The sequence below is a fragment of the Cohnella phaseoli genome, from assembly GCF_003386235.1.
Taxonomy (GTDB): Bacteria; Bacillota; Bacilli; order Paenibacillales; family Paenibacillaceae; genus Cohnella; species Cohnella phaseoli.
The window spans coordinates 228,911-243,056 of record NZ_QRDZ01000011.1 but is presented as its reverse complement, the minus strand read 5'-3'; the positions used below and the strand labels follow the sequence as shown (position 1 = coordinate 243,056).

Annotated in this window: 3 protein-coding genes; all 3 read left to right on the top strand. The window is 55.0% G+C overall.

Annotated elements, in window-relative coordinates; translation table 11 throughout:
- Positions 1-204: 204 nt before the first annotated feature.
- A complete protein-coding gene (locus DFP98_RS15815) occupies positions 205-3,924 on the top strand; it encodes an S-layer homology domain-containing protein (protein ID WP_116061576.1) in 3,720 nt (1,239 codons plus the stop codon).
- 200 nt (positions 3,925-4,124) lie between these two features.
- The gene (locus DFP98_RS15810) at positions 4,125-5,249 is read left to right on the top strand and encodes a response regulator (RefSeq protein WP_116061575.1); all 1,125 of its coding nucleotides are present in this window, start codon (positions 4,125-4,127) and stop codon (positions 5,247-5,249) included.
- Between the two features lie 173 nt (positions 5,250-5,422).
- The gene (locus tag DFP98_RS15805) at positions 5,423-14,146 is read left to right on the top strand and encodes a cadherin-like beta sandwich domain-containing protein (RefSeq protein WP_116061574.1); all 8,724 of its coding nucleotides are present in this window, start codon (positions 5,423-5,425) and stop codon (positions 14,144-14,146) included.

Here is a 14,146-nt window from a genome sequence, read left to right as displayed (position 1 = left end):
CAGGGTTAGCACCCTTAACGCCGTCATTTTTCAATTAGGCACCTTTTTTTCAAGCGAGCTGTTCTAAAAGTGAGCTAGAACTTACTTTTGAGACAGCCTCTTTTTCAGCGTTTGTTAAGAGCGTTCGTGTAAGCTGAGATGGAAAATGGTCGAATTGCGTCGCTCGACCGCCGGTTTTAAAGATGATGGGAGGATGCAAGCGAAATGGCTAGGAACAGACAGAAGTATGCAAAAGCTCTTTTATACAAAGTGTGGATAGGGATCATCGCTGCGATGCTGGCTTTGCCTCAGGCGTCGTCGGCCTCCGCGCTTTCGCGAAACTGGACGGCCTATGGCAAGTCCGGCGCCGTAAGCGGTTCTTTGCTCGGGGCTTTCGATACTCCTTCGGGAGTAGCGGTCGATAGTGCCGGGAACCTGTACGTGGCGGATGCGGGCAATCACCGGATTCAGAAACGGGATGCGACTACGGGAATGTGGAGCGTATTGAATACGTATGCGGGGGGACCGGGCAACGCTCTTGGGGAGTTTAATGGACCGCGGGCCGTCGCGATCGATAGCAGCGGCAACGTCTACGTGGCGGATACGGAGAACAATCGGATTCAAATGCTGGACGTTGCGGCGGGAACGTCGGGGACGTGGGTGGCGATCGGCGATTCGACGCAGTTCAAAAAACCGAAAGGCATAGCGGTGGGTGAGGCGGGCAATGTGTATGTGGCGGATACCGACAACAACCGCGTCCGCAAGCTGGATAAGATCACGCAAATGTGGACGGACTACACCGATTTCAGATTTCCCCGCGGCGTGGCTGTTGACGGAAGCGGCAACGTCTATGTGGCCGACTCCGCCAATTATCGGATACAGAAGCTGGATGTAACCCCCGGAGCTTCGGGCAATTGGGAGACGCTGACTCAAGGCGGCGGGAAAAATCCGGGACAGGTCAGCTCCCCGTCCTCGCTCGCGATAGATCGGGACGGGAACCTGTACGTTGCCGATACGCGTAACCATCGCGTCCAGAAAAGGGATGCAGCAACCGGCGTTTGGAGCGATTGGAAAAAAAGCGACGGCCTTTCGGGCAATGGGCTCGGTGAATTCACGGACCCGTTCGGCATAGCGGTGGACGGCCATGGAGATTTGTACGTGGCGGACACCGGCAACCACCGAATCCAGAAGCTTGATGCGAATACCGGCAGTTGGAACGAATGGGGGCAGACGGGTATCGTCGAGGGGCACGGTCTGGGAGAATTCAGCGCGCCGGTCGCCGTAGCGATAGACAGTCGAGACAATCTGTACGTTTCGGATTACGGCAACAACCGCGTCCAGAAGCTGGACGCGACCTCCGGGCTATGGAGCGAGTGGGGTGGTGGCGACGGCCAAGCAGGCAGCGCATTGGGCGAGTTCGAGAATCCGTCGGGTATCGCAGTAGGAGGCGATGATAGCGTCTATGTCGCGGATCGGGACAATCATCGTATTCAAGTAAGGGATGCGAATGGCTGGAGCGAGCTTGGTCAACGAGGAAGCCAGCCCGGGCAGTTCGAATTTCCAAGCGATGTGGCGGTCGATCGTGAAGGCAACCTCTATGTCGCCGATATAAACAATTTCCGCATTCAAAAGCGGGCGGTCGATACCGGATTATGGGAAGTTCTCGGCAACGGGAGAGGAACGGCGGTGGGGCAATTCGAATACGCTTCGAGCGTAGCGGTCGACAGTGTCGGCAATGTCTATGTGGCCGATACCGACAATGGCCGTATTCAGAAGCTGGTCGCCTCCACGGGACAGTGGGAGGAGATCGGCTCCGGAACAGGAAGCGGCCTTGGGCAGTTCTACGAGCCTTACGATGTCACAGTTGATCGTGAGGATAACATTTATATCGCGGATCTGGCCAACAATCGCATTCAAATGCTGGATAGCTCGACAGGCGCATGGAGAGAGTGGGGCAAATCCGGCAACCAAGCGGGGAACGTGCCGGGGGAATTCTCCAGTCCGACCGGTGTGGCGATTGACGGGAACGGAGATATTTTTGTCGCCGATTTCGGCAATCATCGGATCCAGAAGTGGGAGTTCGCCAAGCCCGATGCTCCGGCAGGCGTAGTAGCATCCTCAGGAAACGGAGAGGCGGACGTCAGCTTTATCGCGCCCGAGTATGACGGAGGCGCGCCGATAAACGGTTATACGGTAACCGCTTATCCCGGCGGGTTGACGGCCAGCGGCCCAAGCAGCCCAATCAAGGTGACGGGCTTAACCAACGGTACGAAATATACGTTCACAGTCGTCGCCGTCAATACCAAGGGAGAATCCATCGCTTCGAGCGCTTCCAATGCCGTTACGCCGATGACGGTTCCGGATGCGCCGACAAATATTCAAGCAACGGCGGGCAACGGAGAAGCGACGGTTAGCTTTGCGGTCCCCGCTTCCAATGGCGGAGGAGCCATTGCCGGCTATACGGTAACTGCCTACCCCGGCGGAGCGACCGCAAGCGGTCCGGGCAGCCCGATTAAGGTAACGGGTTTGACGAACGGCACGGTTTATACGTTCAGAGTGGTCGCGGTTAACGACGTTGGCACCGGCGAATCCTCCGCCGAGTCGAACGCGGTGACGCCGCAGGCGCGCTCCGCCGGAGGAGGCGGGGGCGGGGGTTCTCCTTCGCCGGAGACGATTACGATTGACGTACAGGACGGGGCGGGCGACAAAAACGGCACTGTGTCCCGAGCCACGATCCGCCGCACAACCGATGCCGGCGGCCGGAAGAAGGACGAACTGACTCTGACGGCGGAACAAGCGGCCCAGGCGATCGAACAGTTGAAGAAGGCCGGTTCGCATACCGCCCGCATCGTCGTTCCGGACGCGAAGGACGAAGTGGCCGAATTGCTCGCGAAGCTGCCGAAAGCAGCTGCCGCAGCGCTGGCGGACGGCAAAGTCGACTTGGAGCTGGTTACGAACGGAGTACGTATCCTCATTCCGTACAATTCACTTCAAGGTTCTTCCGAGGATGTGTATTTCCGGCTCGTTCCGGTCAAGGCCGAAGCCGGACGGAAAGCGATCGAGCAGCAAGCGGCTGCGGAGCAAATCGTCAGCGATAAGCTGATTAAGACGTCGCTGGTCGTCAAAGGCCGTCCGATGGAAATCGAGACGAACCTGTCCAGCCGCCCGGTGACGCTAACCTTGCCGCTGGAACAGAAAACAACGGCAGAGCAAGCGGCCAATCTCTATATTTTTATCCAGCATAGCGACGAAACGAAGGAACTGATTCAGGGCGAGCTGGTGCCCTACGACGCATCCGGCAAGCAGGGGCTTCGTTTTACGATCAAGCATTTCAGTACGTTTACGGTGCTGGAAGGCCAACCGGCGAAGCAAGCGGCCATGAGCAAGGCTTATATGAAAGGCTTCAAGGACGGTACGTTCCGTCCGGATCGACAGTTAACTCGCGCGGAAATGGCGATGATCCTGTACAATCTGTCCGGAACGAACGGGCAAGAGCAATCCGCTTCGTATTCAGATGTTTCGGCCAAGCATTGGGCGGTTGCGGCTATCGGCTTTGCGACGAGCGACGGACTGATGAAGGGCGCCGCTGACGGCAAGTTTTATCCGGAGCGACCGATCACTCGCGCAGAGATGGCGGTGATAACGCTGCGACTGAGAGCCGCGACGACAACCGAGACTGCGGCTTTCGCATTCTCCGATACGGTCGGGCATTGGGCGGAGGCCTCTATCTCCAAGGCGCAAGCGGCGGGTTATATGAATGGGTACAAGGACGGCGCATTCCGTCCGGAGCAGCCGCTGACCCGCGCCGAAGCGGTAGCAATTTTGAATCGGGTGCTTGAGCGCAACCCGCTGACAGCCGGTGAAGGCAAGTGGAGCGACGTTCCGACGGGCTATTGGGCGTTCGAGGCGATTCAGGCGGCCACGGTTGATCACCAGGCAAGGTAGTCGGACACGATGAAGCAGGAAACTGATGACGAATTCCTTTACGATTCGTGCGAAGGACGGTTTATCGGCCGGCTCCTATAAGGCGATTTGACCGGCGACGGCTTCTAGCCGAAGAGGCCGACACTGGTTATACTCAAGGATAGCGGATTCGATGGATAAACGGCCACGGAGCAGGTTGAAGACAAGCGGAGGAGAGCGACATGATTACAGCGTTTCTAGTAGATGACGAGGAGCACGCTCTGACGATTTTGGAGCTCTTTTTGCAGCGGTCCGGAGAAGTGGAGGTCATCGGTCGCTCGAACAACGGGTTCGATGCGATTCGTCAGCTTGGCGAGCTGAAGCCCGACGTGCTGTTTCTGGATATCGAGATGCCGGAGATGAACGGTTTGGAGCTGGCCGAAGTCGTCAGAAACGTCAATACCGACGTGCAGATCGTGTTCGTGACCGCCTACGATCAATATGCGATTTCCGCCTTTGAGCATGCGGCTGTTGATTATTTGTTGAAACCGCTGGAAGCGGATCGACTGTCCAAGACGATAGCTAGACTTCGACATACGATAGATAAGATGAGGGGCGCCGAAAGAACTCTCGCTCCCGCTGTCGGCAGGATGAGCGTTCAATTGTTCGGCCCCATGTCCGTCGGAATAGAAGGAGGTCCTTGGCTGAAATGGCGTACGGCCAAGGAGAAAGAGCTTTTCGCCTACTTGGCTTCCCAGGATGAGAAGCGTGTGCATCGAGATCGCTTGATCGAAGCTTTGTGGCCGGACGAGAATTATCAAAAAGCCAAAATCTATTTGCATACCTGCATTAGTCTATTGAGAAAAAATTTGAAGAGAATCGGGTTCGGCGAAGTTGTGAAATATGTAAATGAAGGCTATTTTCTCGATACGGAACGTATTGACGTAGATGCGCGCTTCCTGGCGGGCCGCCTGCAGAAGCTAAAAGAGGCGGAACATCCGGAGGCCGCCGAAATTGAAAAAGCGCTATTGTATTACAGGGGGCCGTTCTTGCAGGAGGACGACTATTTGTGGGCAGAGCAGCAGACGGGAGCCTTTGAAAAATCCGTATACGAGTGGAGTCTCACGCTAGGCAAAATTCGGCTGAACGAACGAGAGTACGATAAAGCAGCAAAAGCCGCGGAGAAGGCAATCGAGCGTTCCCCATACGACGAAGAAGCTTATCGGTTATTGATGAGCAGCTATCGAGGCTTGGGGATGAACGATCGGGTGCACGTCGTGTACCGCAAACTGTTGGACAAGCTGGAAGAGTTGCAAGTCAAACCTTCCGATTCTTCGCGGATGCTATACGAGGAAATTTGCGAGTAACTTATCGAGCTCTTCGCGAAGGTTCATAAGAGATAGGGGGCTTCCCAAGCGCATTTTGCGCGGCGGAACGCCCTGTTTTTTTATGTTCGATTACCGAATTCGATCTTGTTTATTATCCGTTTATCGCAGAGATGTAGAATCAAGTCGAACTCTATCGAGTGGAGGGATACATAATGGGGCGAAATAACGAAATAAATGGAGGAACGGATACGGTGCGCAAACCTTGGAGCTCGGGATTGGCCAGATTGTTAATTGCCATGCTCTTATTGCAGTGCCTGCCTATCTTCGGCGGGGAGAATACGGTTCAGGCTGCAGGAGCCGGCAACGGGGACAGCTTCGTGCAATTGAACGCTAATCCGCCGACGGCAGCTCTTACGGATTATAAATGGAAGCAAGTTCAGGTTAATCTCTCTCCGGAGGCCAGACAAGCTGCGTCGATGGTTCATGATGAAGCGGCTGAAAATGTGATTCTGTTCGGAGGAGAAGACGGTGTCACACTACGGAACGATACTTGGATTTGGGACGGTCAGCAGCAAACCTGGCAGGACATGCTGAATCTCCCGCTTTCTCCCGACAAGCGCAAATCGGCCGCCATGGCTTATGATCCGAACAGTGGAAAAGTCCTTCTATTCGGGGGCGAGGGCCTGTCCGGTGTGCTGGACGATACATGGCTGTGGGACGGGCTCAATGCCAGATGGGAGCAGGTTACGGGGCTTGCCGACTCTCCATCCGCCCGAGGCGGCGCTCAGATGGCGTTTGACGGCGAAAATCTGGTTCTGTTCGGCGGCTATGAACTTAGCGGAAGTACGAAGACGCCGTTAGGCGATATGTGGCTGTGGGACGGAGCGGGTTGGACGGAAGCTCATCCGACTGTTATGCCTCCGGCTCTCCACAGCGGGCAGATGGTTTATAATGGTGAAAAAGCACTGCTTTTTGGCGGAAATGAGGGGCCTACGACAGGTACCTATACGAGTACACATGCACCAATAATAACAAAGCCGGTTACGTTTGATCGAGGTTCTGCTTTATTGTGGCTGTGGGATCGCGTTGCGCAATCATGGAGTTCGATCGACGGACCGGTGGTTGAAGATTATAAGGGGGATGTTTACGGTCGCTGGGGCAATGCTATGGCGTATGACGGGCGGCGAATCGTAAATGTTGGCGGAGTAACCAGCTACATCAACATGACCAATTTAACCGTAATTCCAGAATTGAAATTGCCTAATGATATAGGCATGACTGCGGAGGCTGTAGATGGTTGGGCAGGAGAAGATACTTGGGAATATCTTTCAAGCGGATTTTCCACAGATAGAATATATCAGCGCGATTGGAGAGAAATAGGCGGGAATATATATCCTGTTCGAGGGGTCGACAATCAACGGGAACCTTTCCCCATCAGCTATGCGAACATGGCTTTCGATGGTCAAAACCTGGTCTATTTCGGCGGTCATCGGGATGCAATAGTGATTTATGATAATTACAATGATAATAATCTGGTCGGTAATATGCCCGCAGGCACAATAAATGAAACCTGGCTGTTCGGCGTGCCGCAGCCGTCGGCGCCGGGCGTCAGGCTTGCAGGGGACCCGGTCGTTAGCGTGGATGAGAATGATCATGCGAATGATGTCGTCAGCGTGGTGACCAGCGTCTATGATAATGGAACGAAAGAGATTACCGCACGCGGAATCGAATATCGTGTCTACCCGCAAGAGGGCAACGGAGCTTGGACGGATGTTCCTTATACCGGCTCTGCCTCCGCCCCAGGCTCCTTCACGGTACAGTTAACGGGGCTGGAGTGGATGCAGCAATACGAGGTTCGGGGCTATGCCGTTAATGAGCTCGGCAAGAGCTTCACGGAGATCAAGCGTTTCAGGATGGAGAGCGGGAACGTTGAGGCGACCGATCTTCAATTCAACCGCGTAGGCGCAGCGGTGCTTCATGTCAAAGACAAGAAGCGGTTGGTTGCTGTAGGAACGGGGATTAGTAATCTGCTTAGCAAGTCGCCCGACAGCATTCATTATTTCCTGAAGGATTCGGACGGCGCACAATATCCGCTCAATTATAGTATTATTAACGATCGTCAACTGGAGTTGACATGGGAAGCCGATCTGCCGCCAGGGCAATATGACGTACACCTGGAGCATGATTTCTTTCACGATCGTGTATTCGACGATGGGCTGCTGCTCACTGAATCGGGCTTTTACAAGCCGCGCAACTTCGCCAGCATCGAAGTCGCCAGCACCTCAATCGGCAATGAGGCCAACAGTCTTAAATTGAAAGGCATATTTACGGAGGACCCGTTAGTACCGAATGTGTATGTCTTGAATGACGCAACGGAACCGGTTGTTATCAATGATTCGTTGCTGTTCAAGGGCGCGAGTCTGGTGGTGGACAAGCGCGGCGCTACAACGACGATTAGCGGAGATGGCCGCTTATACGTCAATAGCAATGGGCCGCTTGGGCCAGTGTCCTACACGCTCTATGAGGGACCGTTTACCATCTCATCGGACAATTTTACGATCGCCTTGAACACCACGGAAGCGGAAGATTATTTGAATCTGGATATTCCCATCAAGGCCAACTTGCTTACTTTTGTAAGCGGAGGCTTCCGTTTAAATGCGGATCTTCACCTCAAGCTGTTGCTAGGGGATAAGGAGATTGATGAATGGGTAACGACGGAGGAACTGATATTTGGGATTAGCCGGTTTGGATTGTACAAGAGCTTTGCTGTAGATACCGGTCTTAAAGTAGGGCCGTTCGATGTGAGTCATTTCAGAGTTGCTGTGAACAGCTTCGCCAGCGTTCCTTATGTCAGGTTTGAGGAAACAGGCAAATTGCCGGAGACGAATCTTTACTTCAAGCTGTATACCTTAACCAAGCAGGGGCGTCTCGACAGTATCCAATACAATACATGGACGTCGGAGAGACTTGGAACGACAGGGTTAATGATCAATTCTCTATCCGGCAGTGTAGACAATCTGGCGAACAAAATACAGATTCCCCAGACGCTGCGCGTTACCGGTTCGATGAACGATACGGGCTTTTCGCAGTTGCAGAAGGGCAATGCCAACTATCATTTGAACAACGGAGAATTTAATGCCAGCCTGTTTTCCTATGGTTTAACCACGAACGGCGGAACTGCCAACTACTATTGGCTGCCTGTGTCGAATATGACCATGCAAGCTGTCACCGATGCTAAAAGAGCAGCTATTAAAGGTTTCTCCTACCCGGGTTATGTCGTGAAGGGCGATTTCAATCTCGATGGCAAAATTAAAGGTCCGATCAGCATGGCTAGTCAGTCGGGATTTAAAGGTTCGATTACCGCAACCGTCCGCGTGCCGGCAGGGGTTCCGCGTATCGGCGGAGTAACGGTTAAAGACGTGGTTTTAAACGTGAGCCAAGGAGGGCTGTACGGTACGTTTAAGCACAATGGCATAGGCGCGAGTTTATTTTACTCGGTGAAGGACAATACGATGTCGTTTGACGTGGAGGCGGAGCCGCCGAAGCCTACGTGGCCTACGTGGAGTCTTAGGGATGCGGTTGGCGGCGGTATTACCGGCATATTCGATGCCACAGCGCCGTGGCTCGATATCGTGACCGGCGTTCTGGGATTTACGAAGTCGAACAAAGACAATCAGGTGCATATTCTGTCGGCCGCTCCGCTTCCGCGCGCCTTTGATTTGACGCCGATCAGCGCGTCCATCCAGCCGGAGAAGCCGGTGCATACCGATGCGCAAGCGCGTATGGTGGACGGACAGTTGACCACGATGGATCAGACGCCGTATGTCGTGACGGCAACACAAGCCTCGGCCGGCAAGCTGATCGCTTCGTTGACGGTAGACCATCCTTACACCGCGCTGTTCGTATTGACCGGAGATCAACGAACCGCTGCGCTGAAAGCGACGGCTGCGGGGACAACGCAAGAGCAGGCTGTACAAGCGGAAACGATTTACGATGCGGCCAGCGATACGACCTACATGCGTGTAGCGTTGTACGCAGGAAAGTGGAATTTGACGATAAGCGGCAGTAGTGCGATTCAGGTGAATGAACTGCAGTTCGCCAACAAATCGCTGAAGCTGGATGAACTTGGAAAGCTGTGGGCGGAAGCGGCGGAGCGTTCCGTGACCTCGTTCACGGTGGAGGAGCCGGGTAGCTACGTCCTGCAAATTGGGAAAACGCAAGGCGATGCGATTGTGTACAAGCCGGATGGACGTCCTTACAGTCTGCAGACGGCACAGAGCGAGCCGAATTGGAATGCGTTCCGCGCTGCGGACGGAACGACTTACGTCTTGTTGGACGCAGCTCAGGCGGGCACATGGATGATTAGCGCCGGCACAGCTCCGTCTTCAATATTGAGCAATGCGCCGTCTGCGACCGGGATGAGCGATGTTGCGCAGTGGGCGCAAAGCCAAGCTTATCCGACGGTATTCGAACTGAAACAGACCGAGCATGGACAAGCGATTGTAGAAATTTACGGGGCGAATGCGCAGACGAAGCTGTATACGCCTGGCGGCAAGCTGTATGCGTTGCAGCCCGACCCGGGTTTGCCGGGGATGAACGTCCTGTATGATGAGTCCCAACAGAAGCAAACGATTTGGCTGGACGGCGTTGATCTGAAGGGACAATGGAAGGTTGTAAGCGACACTTTTACGAGTGCGGTTGCTTACAAGGCGTCCAGGCAATTTTTATCGATCAAACCGCTGACGATGGAAGGCCTCGTAAGCAAGTATTTTATGCTGGAGGAGCAAGGGGATTATATGCTGACGGTGAGCGGCGGCAATGAGAACACCGTTCTGATCGCGCCTGACGGCAAGCCGTACACGCTGAACTTTGCCGAGCCTGACGGCAACGCTTATTTGCAACCGGCGTCTGACCGTGTACTAAGTGCGGATTCTAGCGGAGATTCACCGCAGATTGTGACGTCGAACCCGGTTAATGACGGCAAGGATATGCTATACGTATCGCTGCTTAACGCGCCGGCAGGCAAGTGGACGATTCAAACTCCGAAAGCGGCAGAGCTGCAAATTCAGAAATTAATCCCGTTGCCGGCGCTGACTGCTTCGGTATCGAACGTTGCCGGCGCGAACAATCGGATTCAGGTTGCATGGTCCACAGAAAATGCGGCGTCCGATACGCAAGTAACGTTGATGCTCACAGGCACCGCTGATCAATGGGTTGGAGAAGTGATTCGCAGCGGTCTGCCGGCTTCCGGCAATCAGGCGATCGATCTTCCGGGAGATCTGCTGCCTGGTACTTATCATCTGAGTGTCTTAGGCGAAAGCACGAATGGAATGCCGCTGTTGACAATGGCGCAGGGGATCGTGGAAGTGACTGCTCCCGTTACGCTCCAATCGCCTGAGCAGCCGAATGTGGTGGCGACGGGCAATGAAGAGATTACATTGCAGTTTGCGTCTGTCGCCGGGGAGGTGTCCGCTTATCGCATTTGGGTTAGCGAGACAGGCGGCGCTCAGGCTATGGCTCCGGTCATGGATGTCGAGCCGCAAGCCGGAAACACGCAGAAGGTCGTAATTTCCGGTCTAACGGCCGGAGCGACTTACGATATTGCCGTCTCGGCAATCGGACATGCGCAAGGCCGTGTGGCGCTTAGTCCGCTGTCTGCGAGCGTGCAGACGGAATTGCCTGTTCCGGAACCGGCGAAGTTGGCCGTAGCCGTGAACGCGGCAGGCGGGAAAGCCGTTGTGGAGAAATCTTATCTGGCTTATTACGGCAGCGAGGAGCAGGCGTTGTTTACGGCGGCTGAGCAAGCTTCCTTACAGATCGAGTCGGATCAGTCCGCTGCGCTTACCCTGTTTGTTAATGGGAAGCAGCTTGCCGGCGAGCAAGTAGCGGCGGGGGGAACGGCAACGTTTGACTTGCAGGTGTTACTTGGCGTGAATGAGTTGCCGGAGCGGGTGAACAGCATACAGATTGAAGCCGTCAATGAACGCGGCGACCGCAGTATGGCCTACCGCAAGCTGGTAATTGATCGGACGGCGCCGCTGCTGATCGCTTCTGGAGGCCTGGATGCGCAGAACGAGCCGATTTCGCTTAATGGCAGGGTCGCGGAACACAGCAATGTGTATATGACCGGCCAAACCGATGCGGGAGCAACGCTTGTTGTGAACGGCATTACTGTGCCTGTGGACGATAACGGTCAATTCAGTTATTACGCTCCGATTGAGTGGGGAGATTCGGAAGAATCTGTCGCATTCGCGATGACTGCTACGGATGTGGCGGGCAATGAAACCGTGTATAAGTTTGAAGTGATGCGGGGTGTGTCTGGACCGATTCCGGCAACCCCTGGAGAGCTTGCAGCGTTGACCGTAGGCAACGCACGGATGATTACGCCTTATCAATTCGGTCAAACCGAATATGAAGCGGCAGCCTATGCGGACAGCGTTCGCGTGTATGCGGTGCCGATGGATGCTGCTTCTACAGTGACGGTCAATGATACGGCACTTCCGACCAGCGGATATGTGGACATAGCGTTGCCTGCTTCCGGGGAAACAACGGTGTCCATCAAAGTACATTCCGCAAGTGCGGGAGACAGGCTCTATTCGCTGAAGCTGAATGGAACGGGCTCCAGCGAAGCGACGCTGAGTACGTTAACGCTTAACGATGCGCAGACCGGAGACGAGATTCCGGCGCCAAGCTTCACAGGAGCGGAGGAGAGCTATACCGCCTATGTGGGCAACAGCGTGGATCGTGTGACGGTGACCGCTGGCGCATCGAAGATCGGCTCCGCCATTCAAGTGAAAAGTCAGGCTGTCTCAAGCGGGCAAGCCTCTGCGCCGATTCAGCTAAGCGTTGGCGAGAATCGGATACCGATTATCGTTACTGCGCCGGATGGCGTGACTAAGCGAGAGTATACCCTCGTTGTAATGCGCGAGCCAAGCGACAATGCGCGGCTGCAAAGCCTGGGTATTGTCACAGACGGGGCGGAGCTGTTAGCGGACTTTAATCCTCAAACGAGCAACTATAAGGTGATTGTGCCTTATGCGACGGATGAGTTTAAGTTTCTGCCTATCACTGAGCAGACTGATGCTACTCTTCGCATCAATGGTCAGATGCCAACAAGCGGAGAGGTATCTCTGCCGTTTACGAAGGATGCGCAAACCGTTGCCATTGAAGTAACCGCAGAGGATGGAGCCGCGACGCGTACCTACACGGTTGGCTTATTGCGCCGACAGACGGTGCCTGGACAGTCGCCAACGCTTGCCAGTCTGGAAGCAACGCCAAACCTGGATGGCGAGTTTGCGCCGTACAAGTTTAAGTATGATATGGTATCGAAAACCCAGAATGCGAAGGTGAGTATCGTTGCCATGGCAAGCGATCCGGATGCAACCGTAACGGTGCAAGATGTTACGCAACAGGGCGGCGGTACGTTTACGCCTTCTATCGCGGTCGGTGAAAATACCATTATCGTAAATGTGGAGTCGGCGGATCATAGGACCTCACAAACCTATTCTATTCATGTAACGCGAACAAGCTCAGGCTCCTCTTCGTCTTCGTCATCGCCGGCGATAACAACAGAGAATGTTCGTCAATCGACGGTTACCGGCGGCGCGGGAGATTGGGTTGTGCAAATACCGATCATTCGGACCGTTGCTCCCGACGGCAGCACAACCGATACGGTGAAGCTGGACGCGGATAAGGCGAAAGACGTCGTTGCCAAAGCGAAGCAGGGCAAGACAACCGTCGCGCGGATTCAAGTGACCGACTTACCGGGCGATCCAGCCGACGAGCGCTTCGTGAGCTTGAGCTCCCAGGCGTTGATTCTTCTAGCGGACAGCGGTCTGTCGCTGCAGATCGATCTGCCGGAAGGCGTCATCGAGCTGCGGAGCGATGCGCTGAAGCAGCTTGGCCAGAAGAGGACGGACGCCTACTTCCGCATCGTACCGATCGTTGCGGCCAGCGAGCGGAAGACGGTAGACACTCGGGTGCTGGAGGCGGATCTAGTCGTGCAAGCAGCCGACGGCCGCCCGGTCTCCGTGATCGGACACCCGGTCAAAATCGAAACGAACTATTCCGGCTTTAAGACGGAAGTGCTGCTGCGTCTCGACAGCTTAAAGCTGCCCTTGGATAAGGAGGCAGCCAAAAAGCTGCTGTCGGAGCTGAGAGTGTACATTGAGCATAGCGACGGAGAGAAGAAGCTGATGCAGGGAGAGGTTAGATACAACGCGGACGGCAGCGTAGCCGGCATTGCCGTCGAAGTCAACAAGTTCAGTACGTTTACGATTGTACGAATCGGCTTGAGCGAGGGAGATACGGCAGGAACGCTGGAACCGTATCTGTCCGGGTATCCGGACGGAACATTCCGCCCTTCGCAATCGATTAAACGCGCGGAGTTCGCAACCATTTTGCATCGTCTTGGCTTAAAGAGCATTGATGCTTCCGCTGCCGGACGGGCTGCAGGCTATGAGGATGTGGCGGCCAAGCATTGGGCTGCAGAGGCTATTGCCGATATGCAAAGCTCGGGCCTGATGCTTGGGGATAATCAAGGTCGTTTCCGTCCAGGGGCTGCGGTAACTCGTGCGGAAATGGCAAGCATCGTGGCCAGACTGATTCCGGCGGGAGCAGGGGATCAGACAGCGACCGCGGCGCTTCCGGACGACGTGCAAGGGCACTGGGCTGCGGAGGCGATCGGCAAAGCGCTGCAAGCGGGCATTCTGCAAGGTTATCCGGACGGTTCGTTCCATCCGGATCGTCCGTTGACACGCGCAGAGACGGTGCGGGTGCTGAATCGACTGCTTGAGCGTCCGACGCCTGCCGTCTCGGCCTCTTCCTGGCCGGACGTTCCTACGAGCCACTGGGCGATTCGCGACATCGAATCGGCGTCCGGCATCGTAAAGGTGTCGGAAAGCGACGATGCGCAGCTCGTTCCGCAGCGCAAATAA

What these genes read in the sequence shown, in the direction of transcription:
- DFP98_RS15805 (WP_116061574.1), top strand. Translation starts at nt 5,423, where the DNA reads ATGGGGCGAAATAACGAAATAAATGGAGGAACGGATACGGTGCGCAAA.
- DFP98_RS15815 (WP_116061576.1), top strand. Translation starts at nt 205, where the DNA reads ATGGCTAGGAACAGACAGAAGTATGCAAAAGCTCTTTTATACAAAGTG.
- DFP98_RS15810 (WP_116061575.1), top strand. Translation starts at nt 4,125, where the DNA reads ATGATTACAGCGTTTCTAGTAGATGACGAGGAGCACGCTCTGACGATT.